The following is a 16,414-nucleotide window of genomic DNA, read 5'->3' on the forward strand; positions in this document are numbered from 1 at the left end:
TATGTATTTATAAAAACTTTAAAAAGGATAGCCGATTTCCCAGATATGTCCAAAAGGATCTCTTAGCTTTCCGATTCTCCAGTCTTCTTCGGTTGTTATGGGACAAATTTCTGTAGCACCATACTTTAATGCATTTTCAAATATTGCATCTGCATTTTTAGTTTCCAGAATTATTCTAATCGGCATATTGAATGGCTGACTGGCAGTTCCGGTTCCATCACACGGTTCTTCATCGCTTAGATAAAATTCAGCACCATCAATTGTAATTACAGATGATATTTTATTGTTTGGAAGAGAATATCTCTGTGATTCAACAGCTCCAAAAGCATTGACATAAAAATCAACTGCCTTAACTGCGTCTTTTACTGTTAGAAAAGGTTTGATATTAGTTGTGATTTTTTTCATATTAATGAACTTTAAAGATGCAATAGTATCTACAGACTATAAAAGTAAAAAAATAGTAATTTATAAATTCACATTGTTAGCATAAATTAATTCTACCAATGTAGACAGTAATAAAAAACTAAAATTCTTAGACTTGGAACTAATCATTTATTCGAAATAAACTTCGAAATCGATTTCATTTTATGATAAAATAAAATTTGAGTAAACAAGCAATAAATTAATATGTTCTTTTGTTTATTTTATTGCTTTATAGGTATATTTGTTTATTAATTTCTCCAAAAGAATGAACAAAGATTTGAAGATACTATTAGTAGACGACCATAGTGTAGTGCGCCATGGAGTTTCGGTACTACTAAAAAAAGCTTTTGATAAAGTAACCATAACCCAAGCTGATGATTTTGAAGATTTACTCAGTAAATTGAATCAAAAGCATGATTTGCTTTTCCTTGATATCAATCTTCCCGGAGGAAATAGCACTAAAATGATTGAACAAATCAGGGCAATTCAACCTGACTTGCTAATAATGATGTTTTCGGCTTATGATGAATCAAGATATGCTTTGCGTTACATTCATGCGGGCGCAAATGGTTTTCTGAATAAATACAGCAAAGACGAAGAAATTATAAAAGCCGTAAAATCAATTCTTGAAACCGGAAAGTATATAAGCGATGTTGTTAAAGAAAAAATCGTAGAAAACGCTTTATTAAACAAACCTATTAATCCGCTCGAAAAATTATCAGACAGAGAAGTAGAAGTGGCAGAACTTTTAGTTAGCGGAGACGGAAATCTTGAAATTTCAAATAAATTAAATATTCAAATGTCTACGGTAAGCACGCTTAAAAACAGAATTTTTGATAAACTCGGAATCAATAATGTAGTAAGATTAGTCGAGATTTTAAGAGTTTATAAAAACTAAATTATTCCCTTTTTCTAAATAAAAACTTTTATTCCAATATCCAACTTAGTTTGGATTTTTTTGTTTTTAAGAATTACTGTATTAAAAGTCTATATTATTTTTTTTCAATTTACAGAATCTTCCATTTTTACTGTTTTCAATTTCAGATTTTTATAATTTTTTGAAGACGTATTCCAATTTTATTTTTGCGAAAATATCTATTCCAATATTTCAAATCCATTATGTTTAAAGTCTTCATTACTGATTTCTATTTCGGTAAAATCAGAATCAAAAAAAGACTGCTGCTATTTCCTCATTTTACAAAATAAATCCACAATAGTTGTAGAATTAATTCTACACGCAATCTGGAAATTTGCTACAAATTTATACGCAGATAAAGATGACTTTTGCACGTTCGTTTATTTTAAAAAAAGGATTCATTATTTTTTTAAAATTGAGCAGGAATAAAGTATTGCAGGGCCAAATGTAATATAAATAAGGCAATTCTAAAACTAATACTAAACCATTGAATAAATAACCCAATTATAATAAACCTTAATTGACAATATTACGTAATTGATTGAAAAACAAAAGCAATAAGAATTAATAATAAGAATAGCATGCAAAAAAAATACTTGTTGAAATTAAATTTTCTCTTTTTCGTCCTTTTCCTCTTTTTTGAGGCATCTGCACAAAACAGCCTTTATGCCGGAATTGAAATAGGAAGTAAAGGAATTAAAATTTCGGTAATAGATGTAAACAATATCAAAAAAGGAGATTATGATATCGTAGCGTATTGGACAGAAAACGTAGGTATAGCTAAGGGTATTTCTATCGATGGTAATCTTGCAGAAGAAGATATAAACCGCGCAGGAACTGTAGTTTTTGAAAATCTTTCGAAAATTAAAAATAAATATAGTGTGCCGGATGAATTCATATACATTGTAGCTTCTTCCGGAGTTGCTATGGCAAATAATACTCAGGCTTTAAGTAATAAGATTAAGACTTTAACCAATAAAGATCTTGATTTTATTAATGCAGAGGCAGAAGGGAAAATGCTTTTAAAAGGTTCTATACCTTCAACAGATTATCAGGATGCTATAGTTCTTGATATTGGCGGTGGTAATACAAAAGGCGGGTACGTAGATGTACTTAATGGTAATAAATTTGAATTTTTTCCTCTAAAACTAGATTACGGTACCATCACCCTTACGGAAGCAATTAACAAAACGATTGTAATTCCGAGGGAAATAAACGATATGGGAGTTTACAAGGAAAAATCATTTGAGTTTGCACCTGTTTTAAGAGATAAAATAAAAGAGATGCTTAAAAGCAGGCCGGAATCACTTCAAAAAAAGAAAATATACCTATCTGGAGGAGCAATTTGGGCCTTTACGACTTTGTATTACAATGAAAGTAACGATGATCATTTTGTGCCTTTAACCATGCAGGATATTATAGATTATGATGCCATTTTGAAGAATAACTTCGTTAAGTATGAAAACTTAGCCAAAACAAGCAAAGAAGCGGATAAGGTTATAAATACGTACAATCAGAGGCATTTAATTTCTGCCAATAATATTTTAATTGCCTGCCTTGAAAGTATTCCTAATTTAAAATCAAAGAAAATATATTTTGCAAAAGAAGGACAAATAGCCTGGTTGGTTTCTTACGTTGTTGATCGTTCTAAAAAGATTAAAAATAATTTTTAGTCTTCAGTAAAAAGAAAGCAGCTTTTTAAAACAAATTTAATCTCTGTTTAATTGTTCGCAAACACTTAGACGCCATTGAAATATATAAATAAACAATAATTTAAAACAATTTAATATGTCAGATTTTTTACAACAATTTGGGGATGAAGTTAAAAAAAACATTCCTGGTTATATCGCAGTTGCAGTAACCGAAATTAAAAGTGGTATTTCTTATTTTAGCGATTCTTCTGTTGCTAGTTTTGATCCTGAATTGGCTTCAGCTTTTAACTTAGAAGTAGTAAAAGCTAAATTAAATGCAATTAGTGCTTTAGGATTAGACCAAAATATTGATGATATTATGATTACACTTACAAATCAAATTCATATTATCGACATTTCAGAAAACAATGAATATTTTATTTATTTAGCAGTAGATTCTAACAAAGCAAATCTTGGAATGACAAAAGCGCTTTTAAATAAATTTAAAAAAGATATTACTGAAAAAATGTAAATTCATTTTCATTAATTCTTAAACTTTGCCTCAAATAGTTACCTTTTAAATCTACTTTAATTTTTTAGTTGAAACTCTTGATGTAAAATGAATATAAAAAAAGCTCGTTGAAAGATAATTTCAACGAGCTTTTTTATTTAAAGTAGTCAGTGTATTTCTTCACAACTACTTTTGGAAATCTGTATTATTTAGCATTAGTTGTAAAAATAGATTCTACAATTTTCTTTTTGATACCTTCACTTTCCTTGGCCACAATAAAAACCAAACGATAAGCTAAAATAAAACCTACAAAACCTAAACAGGTTAAAAACACCCAATTGGCTTGATATCCATAATCTGTTATAATGGTCATGCCGGTTTTGGTACTTAAAATATGAGCAACACTATAACTCATTGTAAAAGCCGCCATAAATTTACCTTCTTGTTTTTTAAGAGATCTGTTTTTTACAAATGAATTGGCAAAGGGAAAAGTAAGCATAATTCCGATAGTCATAAAAATCATCATTACGATAAGTGCCGGAATACTGTGTTCTATCAACAAAAACAAGTAACTCACCGCCATGGCCAGTACGCCATATGACACCATTAAAAGTTTATTTATGTTTCTAGATTCGACATAACTCACAATTGAAAGTTCAAAAAGTAATATGATTACACCATTCAAAGCCAAAAACAAACCGCTTTCTACACTTGTAAAATTGAACACTTCCTTGTAATAAAGAGAAAGAGTTGTAAACATTTGAAAAAATAAAATACCGGTTATTAAGGTAATTACCAGGTGAAGTAAAAAAGGTTTGTCCTGCAAAATAGAATTTCCTTCTTTTAAGTATTTGAAGCTATTTAGTTTATACGGTAATTTTTTTTCTTTTACATAAATGGAAAATAATAAAATGCTCAAAATACAAGTTAAGCCATCAATATAAAATAAAAAAGTGTAGTCTAAAACAGTAATAATAATTCCGCCAATCAACGGGCCAAACATAAAACCAAGATTTACCGAAGAACGAATTAATGATAAGGCTTTTGTTCTTTCATTTCTACCGGCATAAGTGTCTAATGAAACCAACATTGCCGGCCGGTACATATCTGAAACAGTGGTTAATAACAATACTCCCAAGCAAAAACTGTAAAAAGTCGTTAGAAATTGGAGCATAATAAATATAAGTCCGCTTGTAAATAAGCTAAAAATCATAACTTTATAAAAACCAAATTTATCAGATAATTTTCCGCTAATCCAGGTTCCGATAAAAGAACCTAAACCAAAAAATACCATTACCCATCCAATCTGGCCGTAGGTAAAGTGAAGTTGTTCCATCATATATTTGGAAAGAAACGGTACAACCATGGCGCCCAATCTGTTAATAAAAGTTGTAATGGCTAAAATTTTAACCTCTACAGAAAACTGACTGAAATTTTTTAAATAATTTTTAAGTAATGTTGTAATCATAAAATATAGATTTGGGGTAAAAAGTAATAATAGATTTTATAGGTTTCGTGATTCAAAGAAACTTTTTGTTATTCATACAATAATTTCATTTCGTAATAGTAATAGTTAGAGATAAAATTTTTCCGGACAAAACCAAAACTTTCATAAAGTTGATGTGCGGCATAATTTTCTGTATCCGTATTTAAAGAAATATGATCGACTTTTGTTTTTTTGGCAAAATCAATACATTTCATTATAATTTCTTTACCAATATATTTTCTTCTAAAATTTGGCTTGACGTATAAATATGAAATATGCCAATTGTATTTTATTTTAGATAAAGGACTTACTTTATGATAAAGCAAAATAAATGCAACCGGAATGTCATCTTCTTTTTTGACAAAAATTTTCGCTTTATTTCGGTCCAGTTTGTGTTTTATAAACACCACTGCATTTTCTAAATTCAGTAGTTTTTCATCTATCAGTTTTGACTCATAAATGATGTCTTTTACAGAGTCAAAATTACTGGGATTTATTTCTAAAATTGTATGCAAATTCTTCATAAGAAATGTTTGAGAAAAATTCGCAAAAAGCCTTCATTTACAAGGGTTTATTCGTTAATTTATTCTGTATTTTTTATGCTGTAAATTTAATTTTTTTTAATGAAAAAACCATTGTTTTTTTAGCATAAATTCGAACACTTTGTTAGCAGATTTGCATGTTTTTTGAGTCCGTATTTTTTGTAAATTTCAACCCTTAGATTCACTATTTTTTACATCAGTTTTAATGTGTTAAAAAATAAATTTTCAGGGATTTTTTCTGTTGAAAATGAGGCTGATTTGTAAGAAAATAGATTTTTTATTTAGAAGTAATGATGTTTGAAATTCTTAAACAAAAAAGAAAATTCTTCTTAATTTATACTTTTGGAGAGGTTTTTTCAAGCTCTTAAAAATTGATTTTGTAAAATAAATCCCAATAAAAAGATGTAGATTAATGAATAATTAAAGCTGATTTATTTAAGAAAAGGACTAAACTTGTGAATAATTTTATAAATTACATAAAGCCCAAAAAGCTACTTTTGTTTAAAGAATGAAATATATAATTTTATGAAGTTAAAATCCATACCCGTAAATTCTCTGCCCTCAGAAATTAGTACTGGAGTAATCATTGGCAGAGTTTCATTTAATGGATTGCCTAATTCTAAGGAAGTAGAAAGATCTCATCGGGATGGCGGTTATACATTCATTCTTCAGGAAAAAGGAATTACTAATATTGAAATTGATTTTCGAAAACAGCAAATAATTGGACCTGCAGTTGTATTTATTCACCCAAGTCAAGTACACCGTGTTATTTCATTTGAAGAAGCTGTAATTACCAGCTGGATAATTTCAGTAGAAAATATTCGCCCTGAATATTTAAAAATATTAGAAGATTTAGCTCCCGTAAATATCTTATCGCTCACAGAGGATGTTTTGTCTATTATTGCAGAAACTGCATTAATATGCATTAAAATTTCAGAGAGAAAAGAGGAAAAAATGTATAGTTCCATTTTAAAAGAAAGCTCTAATACATTAGTCGCATTAGTGATCTCGCGATATGTAGTAGCATCTAAATCTGCTGAAAAGCACTCACGGTTTGAGATCATTACTAAAGCTTTTAAGAAAGTACTTGAGCTTAATTTTACAACCATTAAAAGTCCAAGTGCTTATGCAGATATTCTCAACATATCAACACCGTATTTAAATGAATGTATTAAAACGGCAACAGGTTATTCTGTTTCGCATCACATACAACAGAGGGTTGTGCTGGAGGCGAAACGATTGCTGTATCATTCTGACAAATCGATCAAAGAAATTGCAACAGATTTAGGCTATGATGATTATTCTTATTTTACCAGATTATTTTCTAAAATTGTACAAATGACCTCATTGGCGTTTAGAAACAGAAACCTCGAATAGTCCTGTTGATACTGTGTATTGTCATTGTCTCTTCTTTTAATATATTATTCCTTTGCATTGAATAAAATAGAGAAAAATGGAAAGAATAAATGAAGCTAATCTTTTAAAAGATAAAAAAATAGCAATATTAGGCGGAGGCCCCGGAGGCTTAACTCTGGCTCGGCTTTTACAATTAAAAGGAGTAGAAGTGAAAGTCTATGAAAGAGACTTTAATAAAGAATCGCGTGTACAGGGAGCAATTGTTGATTTGCATTTTGATTCGGGTTTGAAAGTAATGGCAGCTGCCGGATTACTGGATTCTTTTAAAAAAGTCTACATGCGTGGTGCAGATAAATATCGAATGGTTGATAAAAATGCAAATATTTGTGTAGATGAAAATAATAATGATAGTGACGATTTTACTAATGAAAATTTCAGGCCGGAAATTGATAGGGGAGTATTAAGAAATTTACTAATAGATAATCTTTTGCCCGATACTGTTGTTTGGGACAGTCATTTTGTGAGCATGAATCAAATTAATGATTCCTGGGAATTGGAATTCAAAAATGGAAACACAGTCTTAGCGGATATAGTAATTGGATCTGATGGACATCTTTCAAAAGTTCGTCCTTATGTAACAGATATCCAGCCGTTATATTCAGGAGCAACTATTATACAAGGCGAAATTGAAAACCCGGAAACAGTATGCCCAGATATTTTTAATTTAGTTGACAATGCAAATCTTATTGCAATGGATATTGGCAAAACTATTGCAGCGCAGCCAATGGCCAATGGTGGTTTAACGTTTTATGCTGCATCCTTGTATCCTGAAAATTGGGCTAAAACCAGTGGTATAAATTTTAATAATTCTGATGAGATATATGCTTATTTAGTTAAATATTATGAAGGATGGAATCCTGTATTTTTAACATTATTTAAAGCATGTAAACAATTTGTAATTAGACCTTTAAATTATTTTCCGCTAGGTCAGAATTGGGAAGCGAAGCCAAATGTTACCTTAATTGGAGATGCTGCTCATTTAATGCCTCCATCTGGTGAAGGTGTTAATACAGCGATGCTTGATGCCTTAGATTTAAGCGAATGTTTATGCAACGGAGAATTTTACGATTTAAAAGCTGCAATTGCAGCATATGAAGACTGTATGAGATCAAGAGCCGCTGTTCTAGGAAAAGAGGCTATTGAGGGTATAAAAGATTTTGCCTCACCTTCTGCTGAATCAATTAAGGAGTTAGTAAATATGTTTAAATCATGATAGGGCATCATAATAATTTATACGTCAAACTAAGAAGTTAAAAAAAAGTGCTCACTAATCGAGCACTTTTTTATTAAAGTTAGCTATTATAGATCTCTAATTTCAGCATATTAAGAAACCAAATATATAAAGCTCAATAAAGCAAATATTCGAATGCTAATAGGTGCAATGTTCTTTGCGAAAGCATATATTTTTTAAAAGTTTACCAAAAATGAAAAAGCCTTTAAACATTATGTTTAAAGGCTTTTGACTTTTAAAGTTTATTTTAAACTTCTACTGGCGGAGAAAGAGGGATTCGAACCCCCGGACCTGTTACAGTCAACAGTTTTCAAGACTGCCGCATTCGACCGCTCTGCCATTTCTCCAGTATGTTGCGATCATTTGCTGATTGCGAGTGCAAATATAAGACGCTTTTTCGGTTATCAAAACTTTTTTTAAGCTTTTTTACTGATTATTTTAAATTAATTTTCAAGTGCTTCATAATCAGTATTTATTTTAAAAACAATTTTAGGTTAAATAACGTGATTAATCTAAAATAGGCGTTGGTTTTTTGTTTTCATCCACTGCAACAAACGAAAAAGTACCTGAAACCACCGTTTCGCGAAGCTCAGAATACATTTGTTCCATGAAAATATCAACATGAATTTTACAGCTCGTTCTTCCAACATTCACAACTTTTGCCACTAATTCGATCAAAGTTCCGGCCGGAATCGCTTTTTTAAAGTCAATTTGACCTGTTGAAATTGTTACTACTTTTTTTCGGCTAAATCTCGTTGCACAAATAAATGCAACTTCATCCATAAGATGAAGTGCAGTTCCTCCAAATAAAGTATCATAGTGATTTGTCGTACTCGGAAAAACAGCTTTAAATATATGAGTCTCGGATTTAGTAATTCTCTCTTCTAATGTCCCCATATTAATAGTTTACATAATCAGTTATTTCAAGACCGTATCCAATCATTCCAACACGTTTAGTTTGCTCCGTATTCGATACCAGTCTAATTTTCGAAATATCAATATCATGCAGAATTTGAGCTCCAATACCGTAATCTTTGCTGTCTATAATTACTTTTGGTGCTTTCATCGTTCCTTCAGCCTGTAAAGCTTTAAGTTCAGAAATACGGCTCAATAAATTTACCGCCTGCATGTCCTGATTAATGAAAATAACAGCACCTTTTCCGTTTTCGTTAATTACTTTAAACATGCCGTCCAGTTGCTGTTCAGCATTATTAGTTAAAGTTCCTAATAAATCGTTATTTACCTGCGAAGAGTGAATTCTGGTTAAGATAGGTTCGCCAAGATTCCACGTTCCTTTAGTTAACGCAATGTGAATTTGTTTGTTAGTCGTTTGTTCGTAAGCTCTTAATCTAAAAGTTCCAAAACGAGTCTCAATGTCAAAATCCTCTTTCTTTACAATTAAACTGTCATGTTGCATTCTGTAAGCCACAAGATCCTCAATCGAAACTAATTTCAAGTTGAATTTCTTAGCCACTTTTACAAGTTCAGGTAAGCGGGACATAGTTCCGTCTTCGTTTAAAATTTCGCAAATAACACCAGCCGATTTAAATCCTGCTAATCTTGCAAAATCAATCGCAGCTTCTGTATGCCCTGTTCTTCTTAAAACACCTCCTTGTTTTGCTACCAATGGAAAAATATGTCCTGGTCGCGCTAATTCATGTGGTTTTACATTAGAATCTGTTAATGCTAATACCGTTTTAGATCTGTCTGCTGCTGAAATTCCTGTTGTTACTCCGTGTCCTTTTAAATCTACAGAAACCGTAAAAGCAGTTTCCATATGATCTGTATTATTCGTAACCATTGGTCTTAAATCCAATTCTTTACAACGGCTTTCTGTTAATGGAGCGCAAATTAATCCGCGTCCGTGCGTAGCCATAAAATTGATCATTTCAGGTGTTACTTTTTCAGCTGCAGCCAAAAAATCACCTTCGTTTTCGCGATCTTCATCATCGACTACAATGATTACTTTACCTTGACGAATATCTTCTATAGCTTCTTCAATGGTATTAAGTTGTATTTTTGTTGACATAATTATTGTTTGTTTTGAGCGGGAGAAAATCGTTCGGAAATTTTTTGAAACAGTTGTGATATTGGGGTAGTAATGGCATCAAAATTAATTAATCCATTGTCGTTTGTTGCGCGGTAGGTTAATAAAACGGCCAACGGCAGTAATATAAAAGAAGACATCCAGGAACCCATAAATGGAGTCATACCGCCTTCCTGCGAAAGTCTTTTCCCAAAAGTATTGATAAAGTGGAACGTAATAAAGATTAAAACCGCAAAAACAATAGGCAGTCCAAGTCCGCCTTTACGGATAATAGCACCTAATGGAGCGCCAATAAAAAACATTAAAAAGCAGGCAAAAGCAATTACAAATTTTTCATATAATGCACTTAAATGCTTGTTGATTTCTCTTTGTTTGTCTTTTAAATCTTTTTGGGTTGATTCAATTGAGTAGATATTACTGGTAACAGTACTGCTTGCCATTTTTAGGATATCAGACTTTTGTTTATTGGTATATAAAGACAAAATATCATTTGGTAATGCTTTTTTCTTTTTATCAGTTTTTAAAGCCTTAGGAGAAGTTTTAATTCCAACACGCTGATTTATATTTTCTGAAAAAGAAACAATTTCATTATTCAGGTTTTTGTTTAAAGAATCCAAAGTATAGCGTAATTCATTCACGTTCAGCATTCCGTTTGTACTGCTAACGCTTGCCTGATCTTCATCAGTTTTATTTAATTCAGATAAGTCAATATTGATAATCTGTTTTTTAAAATCACTTTTTATAAAGGGAAGTTTAGCTCGCTCTTCGTATTTTTTTGGAGTGACATCCTGATAATAATAACCGTCATTTAAGACAAGTTTTAAAATACTCGATTTTTCATTACTGATCAATTCCCCGTCTTTGGCCTTAATCACGGTTTTGTTTTCCCCGTAATTATTTGCTTTTTCATGGATAGTAACTCCGGTTAGAATGTTTCCGTTTTCGCCCGATTTTTTGTTTACTTTAATATTATAAGTACCGACATCGTTAAACTGACCTTCGGCAATAGCCATGGCGGGTTTAGCCTGGGCAATGTTTTTTCTAAAGCTAACAAATTTATATTCAGCATACGGAATCACATTATTGGCAAACCAAAAGGCAACAATGCTTAATACAAAAATAAAGATGATTAAAACACGCATTGCTCTCTGCAGTGATATTCCCGATGATTTCATGGCTGCAAATTCATAATTTTCAGCTAAATTTCCGAAAGTCATGATAGATGCCAATAAAACCGATAAAGGTAAAACCAGCGGAATAATTCTCGGCATGGAGAAAAGCAGGAATTTTACAACCAACAACAAATCAAGGTCTTTACCTGCAAGTTCAGAGATAAAAAGCCATACAGTCTGAAGAATGAATATAAAAAAAAGGATTACAAATACCGTAGTAAATGTAATCAGAAATGTTTTTAGTAAGTATTTGTCTAAAATTTTCAACCTTGGTTTAATCTAATTTGTTGATGTAGTATTTTGGATATTTGCTCGCTACAAAGGTAAATTGATTTTTTGACAAAGGCTGATTGGTTTTAAAAGAATTAACGGTTAAAGTGGTTTTTGTTCCATTTTTTCCGGTTTCAATCAAATTATAAATGTGTTTTGTTTGTACATCAATACCCAAAAGAATCTCTTTTCTTTGATCTTTAGCATTTGTAGGGGCTAATTTAATGTATTGGATTTTTCTTCCTTTTACATTTTGCACAATATCCATATTGTACTTGTATCCGGAATTAAAGAAAGTAAGCATTTTTGACGGCGTGATAGCGTTATCATCTTTTTCGTTTACTTTAGAAACAGTAACTTCTTCATCTTCTGGAACAATAGTATATGTTTTTTGTCCGTCGAAAATTTTAGTAACGCCCATAAAATTCAATACATATTGATTGCCTTTCATAATAACATTTCCTTTGCTGTCCTGATTAATGTTTTCTTTGGCATTATTCAAAGAATATTTAAAGTCAATAGAAATATTGTCGTAGCTTTTTATTTTGGCTGTTACCTGGTTCAATAAATCTTTGGCTTTTTTATCCTGAGCCTGAATAGAAGTAAAGCTCAAAAGAAATAAAAGAGCTATTTGCAAGCCTTTTATAGTTCTGTTTTTGATAGAATTGTTGTGGATTTCTTGAATTTTTGCTTTCATGATTGGTTTAATTTTGTTCATTGTTAAAAAATTGATCAAGAGCACTTAAATCTAAGATGTTCACGCTGCGCGCTTTACTGCCTTCAAACGGACCAACAATACCGGCTGCCTCCAGTTGATCGATCAAACGACCTGCTCTGTTGTATCCTAATTTTAATTTTCTTTGCAATAAAGAGGCTGAACCTTGTTGTGCATTCACAATAATTTCAGCGGCTTCTCTAAATAAGGTATCTCTTTCAGAAATATCTATATCAAGATTAATGCCAGTTTCTTCTCCAATAAACTCCGGAAGCAAATATGCCGTAGCATACGCTTTTTGGGAACCAATAAATTCTGTAATTTTTTCAACTTCAGGCGTATCAATAAAAGCACACTGAACACGCGTCACGTCATTTCCATTTGTATATAATAAATCCCCGCGACCAATTAACTGATCTGCTCCCTGTGTATCCAAAATGGTTCTCGAATCAATTTTTGAGGTTACTCTAAACGCAATTCTGGCAGGGAAATTCGCTTTAATTAAACCTGTAATTACGTTTACAGATGGTCTTTGTGTCGCAATAATCAAGTGAATACCAATAGCACGCGCTAACTGAGCCAAACGCGCAATCGGAATTTCGACTTCTTTTCCTGCAGTCATAATTAAATCGGCAAACTCGTCGACAACCAGAACGATATAAGGTAAAAAGCGATGTCCGGCTTCAGGATTTAATTTTCTCGATTTGAATTTTTCGTTGTACTCTTTAATGTTACGTACCATTGCATCTTTCAACAGCGAATAACGATTGTCCATTTCAGTACAAAGTGAATTTAATGTGTTCACCACTTTTGCATTATCTGTAATAATCGCATCTCCTGCATCAGGAAGTTTGGCCAAATAATGTCTTTCTATTTTATTGAAAAGCGTAAGTTCTACTTTTTTCGGATCGACCAAAACAAATTTCACTTCTGCCGGATGTTTTTTGTATAAAAGCGAAGTTAAAACCGCATTTAATCCAACAGATTTTCCTTGTCCCGTAGCTCCCGCCATCAATAAGTGAGGCATTTTGGCTAGATCGACAACAAAAGTTTCATTCGAAATGGTTTTTCCTAAAGCAATTGGCAATTCCATTTCAGCTTCCTGAAATTTCGCAGAACCAATAACGCTTTTCATTGAAACCATAGTCGGGTTTTTGTTCGGAACCTCGATACCAATTGTTCCTTTTCCCGGAATTGGCGCAATAATACGAATCCCTAATGCCGAAAGTGACAAAGCAATATCATCTTCTAAACTCTTGATTTTAGAAATTCTGATTCCGGCTTCCGGTACAATTTCGTATAAAGTTACCGATGGACCAACGGTTGCTTTAATTTGCGCAATTTCAATTTTGTAGTTACGAAGTGTATCTACAATCTTGTTTTTATTTTCTTCTAATTCTTCCTGATTAATCGTAATTCCGCCAGTCGAATATTCTTTTAGTAAATCAATGGTTGGGAATTTGTAATTCGATAAATCTAAAGTTGGATCGAATAAACCAAAATCAGCAACTAAACGAGAAGCCAGGTTTTCTTCGATAATATCTTCTTCTTCCGGTTTTTCGATAACCAATTCTTCACTGTGAATAATAGTTTCTGTTACCGGATTGATATTCATTTGAACCGGTTTTAAAATCGGATTCAAATCAATTTCTGATGAATTTGAAATAGTAGGTTTTAAAGCTTCTTTATTGATTTCGAACTGAGTATCTTCTGTTTTTAAATGAATGTTATCTAATTCAGGATCTTCTTCCTCAATAGCAAATTCTTCTAAATTGTAAGCACTTTCAGGTTTTGGAGTATTTAAAGCATTCAGTTCTGATTTGATTTCTTTTTTAGTAGAATCAAAATACGATTGAATTTTCTCCGGTGATAATTTTATTTTGAAAATCAAATACACAATTAATCCGAAAAGCAGTGCTAATAAAGTTCCTGTTTTTCCGATATAATCCTGTGAAAATAAATTTAATTCATAGCCAATAGTTCCGCCCAATTCCGGTGCAGAAGTAGCAAAGAATCCAAATAATATGGATACAATAATAATAGCAAACAAATCCCAAAACCAAATGCTTTTTAGCTTTCTAAGAGATAATTCTAATGCTAAAAACATTCCGGTAAGGAAAAACAAACGCACGAATATAAAAGAAGCAATTCCGAATCCTTTATATACGATCAGATCAGCAAGATAAGCACCGAATTTTCCGAGCCAGTTTTGCACTACTTCAGAACGATCATCAAGCTGGCTAACAGCACTTTGGTCTAATTGCCATTGTCCGTTAACATAAAAGGAAATAAATGCAACTAATAATGCAATAGAAAATAATATCAAAAGGCAGCCTATAACAAAACGTTGCTGTTTGTTAGGTCTCCAGGATTTTACAATTCCTTCTTTTGGTTCCGTTTTTTTGCCTGCAGTATCTTTTTTGGTTGTTTTTGCCATTCTTGCGTTTAGTATTGCCTATATAAATTTGGGAATATAAATAATCAAACCTATTGCTATTGCAGTCATTGCGGCAAAAAATACCGCCCCTGCAGCAATATCTTTAATAAATCCGATTCTTTTACTGTAATCGGGATGAATAAAATCGGCAATTTTTTCTACTGCCGTATTCAATCCTTCAACACTTAAAACTAAACCAATGGCTAAGGTTTGACATAGCCATTCGGTTTGTGAAATATGAAAATAGAACCCGGCAATTGTCATGATAATTCCCAAAGAGAATTGAACCATAATGCTGTGTTCTGTTTTTATTAGTTTAACAGCTCCGTTAAAAGCATACGTCATGCTTTTTAACCGGCCTGTTACAAAAGTATTATCTTTTTCAAATGCCATTACAGGAATATTAAAGTGCTGCTAAAGCTGCTTCATAATTTGGCTCATTTGCAATCTCAGCAACTTGTTCTGTGTGAAGCACTTTTCCGTCAGCATCAACTACAATAATGGCTCTTGAGTGCAAACCTGCTAAAGGTCCGTCAAGGATTTCTAAACCATTTGTTTTACCAAAAGTACCTGCTTGAAAATCAGATAAGTTTACCACATTTGCTAAACCTTCAGCTCCACAAAAACGTTTTTGAGCAAATGGCAAATCTCTTGAAATACAAAGTACAGTTGTGTTTTCTAAATTGCTGGCACTTTCGTTGAATTTTCTAACAGAAGTGGCACAAGTTCCTGTATCAATACTTGGGAAAATATTTAAAACTAATTTTTTACCGGCAAAATTGCTTAATGAAGCTACTGATAAATCATTTTGTATTAATTTGAAATCAGCAAGTTGTGATCCCACTGTTGGTAATTCTCCTGAAGTATGAATAGGATTTCCTCCTAATGTTATTGAAGCCATGATTTTTTATTTTTTATGAGGTTCAAAAGTAAGGATTAATATTTGAATCTAAAAGTATTTGTTAGGCGTTGTCATCACAATTAGGCTAGTTTTAAGATAACGAATAATTTAGCATTTTATGATGTAAACCTTCCAATTTGTCTTTGCGGGGAACGAAGCAATTTCACTTAGTAAATCCTCAAAGTTTACCCTTATTAGTATGATTGTTTTGTTACCCGCAACGACTTTGCACGTGTTGGCAAAGCAAATCCTGAAAACTGAGACCGAAAACTGAGACCGAAAACTGAGACTGAAAACTGAGACTGAAAACTGAGACTAAAAACTGAAAACAAAAAAAAAACGTCCCTAAAATTAGAAACGCTTTTCCGTCATGTTTTTTTATTTTTTGAAAGAGAGGTGGTATTATTTATCGATAGAACCCAAAACACGTTTCATGAACGCATTCAATGCTTCTTTTTTGTCTGTGCCCTGAGATACCATTTTGTGGACTTCAAGCGCACCATACATATTTGAAATTAATTCGCCAATTACATCTAATTCTTCGTCTTTTAGAGACGGAATTTCAGTCATCGCTTCCAGAACTTCAATCGTTTCAATGATATAATCCTGATCGTTTTCTTCGATAAATTGCGTTAATTGCTTTATTACTGGTAATTTCATTTTGTGGAGTTTTTAGAGCTTTGTAAAAGTTTGAACTTTGACAAAACTTAATGATG

Annotated in this window: 16 protein-coding genes and 1 tRNA gene; 5 read left to right on the forward strand and 12 right to left on the reverse strand. The window is 32.0% G+C overall.

The window, feature by feature from the left end:
- Positions 1–18 precede the first annotated feature (18 nt).
- Positions 19–405 (reverse strand): VOC family protein, encoded by a 387-nt coding sequence (locus AC3QL1_RS10380; RefSeq protein ID WP_492497359.1) that lies wholly within the window; start codon positions 403–405, stop codon positions 19–21.
- A gap of 283 nt (positions 406–688) precedes the next feature.
- Between AC3QL1_RS10380 and AC3QL1_RS10385 the strand changes: the two genes are divergently transcribed.
- The 3 genes from AC3QL1_RS10385 to AC3QL1_RS10395 all read left to right on the forward strand — a co-directional run bounded on the left by AC3QL1_RS10385 (position 689) and on the right by AC3QL1_RS10395 (position 3,502).
- Positions 689–1,321, forward strand: coding sequence for a response regulator (locus AC3QL1_RS10385; RefSeq protein WP_492497361.1), 633 nt, complete (start codon positions 689–691; stop codon positions 1,319–1,321).
- Between the two features lie 599 nt (positions 1,322–1,920).
- Positions 1,921–3,012, forward strand: coding sequence for a Ppx/GppA phosphatase family protein (locus AC3QL1_RS10390; protein WP_492497363.1), 1,092 nt, complete (start codon positions 1,921–1,923; stop codon positions 3,010–3,012).
- Between the two features lie 115 nt (positions 3,013–3,127).
- Positions 3,128–3,502: a hypothetical protein gene (locus tag AC3QL1_RS10395; RefSeq protein WP_492497365.1), complete on the forward strand. Its 375-nt coding sequence runs from the start codon at positions 3,128–3,130 to the stop codon at positions 3,500–3,502.
- A gap of 184 nt (positions 3,503–3,686) precedes the next feature.
- On the opposite strand, the gene AC3QL1_RS10400 is transcribed toward AC3QL1_RS10395, so the two are convergent.
- Together AC3QL1_RS10400 and AC3QL1_RS10405 are read right to left on the reverse strand one after the other, a co-directional pair.
- On the reverse strand, positions 3,687–4,949 hold the full coding sequence (locus tag AC3QL1_RS10400) for an MFS transporter (protein ID WP_492497366.1): 1,263 nt from the start codon (positions 4,947–4,949) through the stop codon (positions 3,687–3,689).
- A 68-nt stretch (positions 4,950–5,017) separates the two neighbouring features.
- The gene (locus AC3QL1_RS10405; RefSeq protein WP_492497368.1) at positions 5,018–5,491 is read right to left on the reverse strand and encodes a GNAT family N-acetyltransferase; all 474 of its coding nucleotides are present in this window, start codon (positions 5,489–5,491) and stop codon (positions 5,018–5,020) included.
- Between the two features lie 543 nt (positions 5,492–6,034).
- Between AC3QL1_RS10405 and AC3QL1_RS10410 the strand changes: the two genes are divergently transcribed.
- Entirely contained in the window at positions 6,035–6,886 is an 852-nt protein-coding gene (locus AC3QL1_RS10410; RefSeq protein ID WP_492497370.1) for a helix-turn-helix domain-containing protein, read from the forward strand.
- A 76-nt stretch (positions 6,887–6,962) separates the two neighbouring features.
- A complete protein-coding gene (locus AC3QL1_RS10415) occupies positions 6,963–8,138 on the forward strand; it encodes an FAD-dependent oxidoreductase (RefSeq protein WP_492497372.1) in 1,176 nt (391 codons plus the stop codon).
- A 277-nt stretch (positions 8,139–8,415) separates the two neighbouring features.
- On the opposite strand, the gene AC3QL1_RS10420 is transcribed toward AC3QL1_RS10415, so the two are convergent.
- From AC3QL1_RS10420 to AC3QL1_RS10460, 9 genes are all read right to left on the reverse strand, one after another.
- Positions 8,416–8,503: transfer RNA gene (locus AC3QL1_RS10420), tRNA-Ser, on the reverse strand.
- A 160-nt stretch (positions 8,504–8,663) separates the two neighbouring features.
- Entirely contained in the window at positions 8,664–9,053 is a 390-nt protein-coding gene (locus tag AC3QL1_RS10425; RefSeq protein WP_492497373.1) for an acyl-CoA thioesterase, read from the reverse strand.
- Between the two features lies 1 nt (position 9,054).
- Complete coding sequence (ribB, locus tag AC3QL1_RS10430; protein WP_492497375.1) at positions 9,055–10,185, reverse strand: 3,4-dihydroxy-2-butanone-4-phosphate synthase; 1,131 nt, start codon at positions 10,183–10,185, stop codon at positions 9,055–9,057.
- A gap of 2 nt (positions 10,186–10,187) precedes the next feature.
- Complete coding sequence (locus tag AC3QL1_RS10435; protein WP_492497376.1) at positions 10,188–11,642, reverse strand: LptF/LptG family permease; 1,455 nt, start codon at positions 11,640–11,642, stop codon at positions 10,188–10,190.
- 7 nt (positions 11,643–11,649) lie between these two features.
- Positions 11,650–12,291: an outer membrane lipoprotein periplasmic chaperone LolA1 gene (lolA1, locus tag AC3QL1_RS10440; protein WP_492497561.1), complete on the reverse strand. Its 642-nt coding sequence runs from the start codon at positions 12,289–12,291 to the stop codon at positions 11,650–11,652.
- 58 nt (positions 12,292–12,349) lie between these two features.
- On the reverse strand, positions 12,350–14,797 hold the full coding sequence (locus AC3QL1_RS10445; protein WP_492497378.1) for a DNA translocase FtsK: 2,448 nt from the start codon (positions 14,795–14,797) through the stop codon (positions 12,350–12,352).
- An 18-nt stretch (positions 14,798–14,815) separates the two neighbouring features.
- A complete protein-coding gene (locus AC3QL1_RS10450) occupies positions 14,816–15,190 on the reverse strand; it encodes a diacylglycerol kinase (RefSeq protein WP_492497379.1) in 375 nt (124 codons plus the stop codon).
- A 10-nt stretch (positions 15,191–15,200) separates the two neighbouring features.
- Positions 15,201–15,698, reverse strand: coding sequence for a thiol peroxidase (tpx, locus tag AC3QL1_RS10455; RefSeq protein WP_492497381.1), 498 nt, complete (start codon positions 15,696–15,698; stop codon positions 15,201–15,203).
- A 402-nt stretch (positions 15,699–16,100) separates the two neighbouring features.
- Positions 16,101–16,358 (reverse strand): DUF6952 family protein, encoded by a 258-nt coding sequence (locus tag AC3QL1_RS10460; RefSeq protein WP_042566605.1) that lies wholly within the window; start codon positions 16,356–16,358, stop codon positions 16,101–16,103.
- Between the last annotated feature and the right edge of the window lie 56 nt (positions 16,359–16,414).

Source organism: Flavobacterium sp. GW823-FHT04A11 (assembly GCF_058796535.1).

Bases quoted from the DNA above. Each gene is read 5' to 3' on its own strand.
- AC3QL1_RS10380 (WP_492497359.1), bottom strand. From the start codon at position 405: ATGAAAAAAATCACAACTAATATCAAACCTTTTCTAACAGTAAAAGAC.
- AC3QL1_RS10385 (WP_492497361.1), top strand. From the start codon at position 689: ATGAACAAAGATTTGAAGATACTATTAGTAGACGACCATAGTGTAGTG.
- AC3QL1_RS10390 (WP_492497363.1), top strand. From the start codon at position 1,921: ATGCAAAAAAAATACTTGTTGAAATTAAATTTTCTCTTTTTCGTCCTT.
- AC3QL1_RS10395 (WP_492497365.1), top strand. From the start codon at position 3,128: ATGTCAGATTTTTTACAACAATTTGGGGATGAAGTTAAAAAAAACATT.
- AC3QL1_RS10400 (WP_492497366.1), bottom strand. From the start codon at position 4,949: ATGATTACAACATTACTTAAAAATTATTTAAAAAATTTCAGTCAGTTT.
- AC3QL1_RS10405 (WP_492497368.1), bottom strand. From the start codon at position 5,491: ATGAAGAATTTGCATACAATTTTAGAAATAAATCCCAGTAATTTTGAC.
- AC3QL1_RS10410 (WP_492497370.1), top strand. From the start codon at position 6,035: ATGAAGTTAAAATCCATACCCGTAAATTCTCTGCCCTCAGAAATTAGT.
- AC3QL1_RS10415 (WP_492497372.1), top strand. From the start codon at position 6,963: ATGGAAAGAATAAATGAAGCTAATCTTTTAAAAGATAAAAAAATAGCA.
- AC3QL1_RS10425 (WP_492497373.1), bottom strand. From the start codon at position 9,053: ATGGGGACATTAGAAGAGAGAATTACTAAATCCGAGACTCATATATTT.
- ribB (WP_492497375.1), bottom strand. From the start codon at position 10,185: ATGTCAACAAAAATACAACTTAATACCATTGAAGAAGCTATAGAAGAT.
- AC3QL1_RS10445 (WP_492497378.1), bottom strand. From the start codon at position 14,797: ATGGCAAAAACAACCAAAAAAGATACTGCAGGCAAAAAAACGGAACCA.
- AC3QL1_RS10450 (WP_492497379.1), bottom strand. From the start codon at position 15,190: ATGGCATTTGAAAAAGATAATACTTTTGTAACAGGCCGGTTAAAAAGC.
- tpx (WP_492497381.1), bottom strand. From the start codon at position 15,698: ATGGCTTCAATAACATTAGGAGGAAATCCTATTCATACTTCAGGAGAA.
- AC3QL1_RS10460 (WP_042566605.1), bottom strand. From the start codon at position 16,358: ATGAAATTACCAGTAATAAAGCAATTAACGCAATTTATCGAAGAAAAC.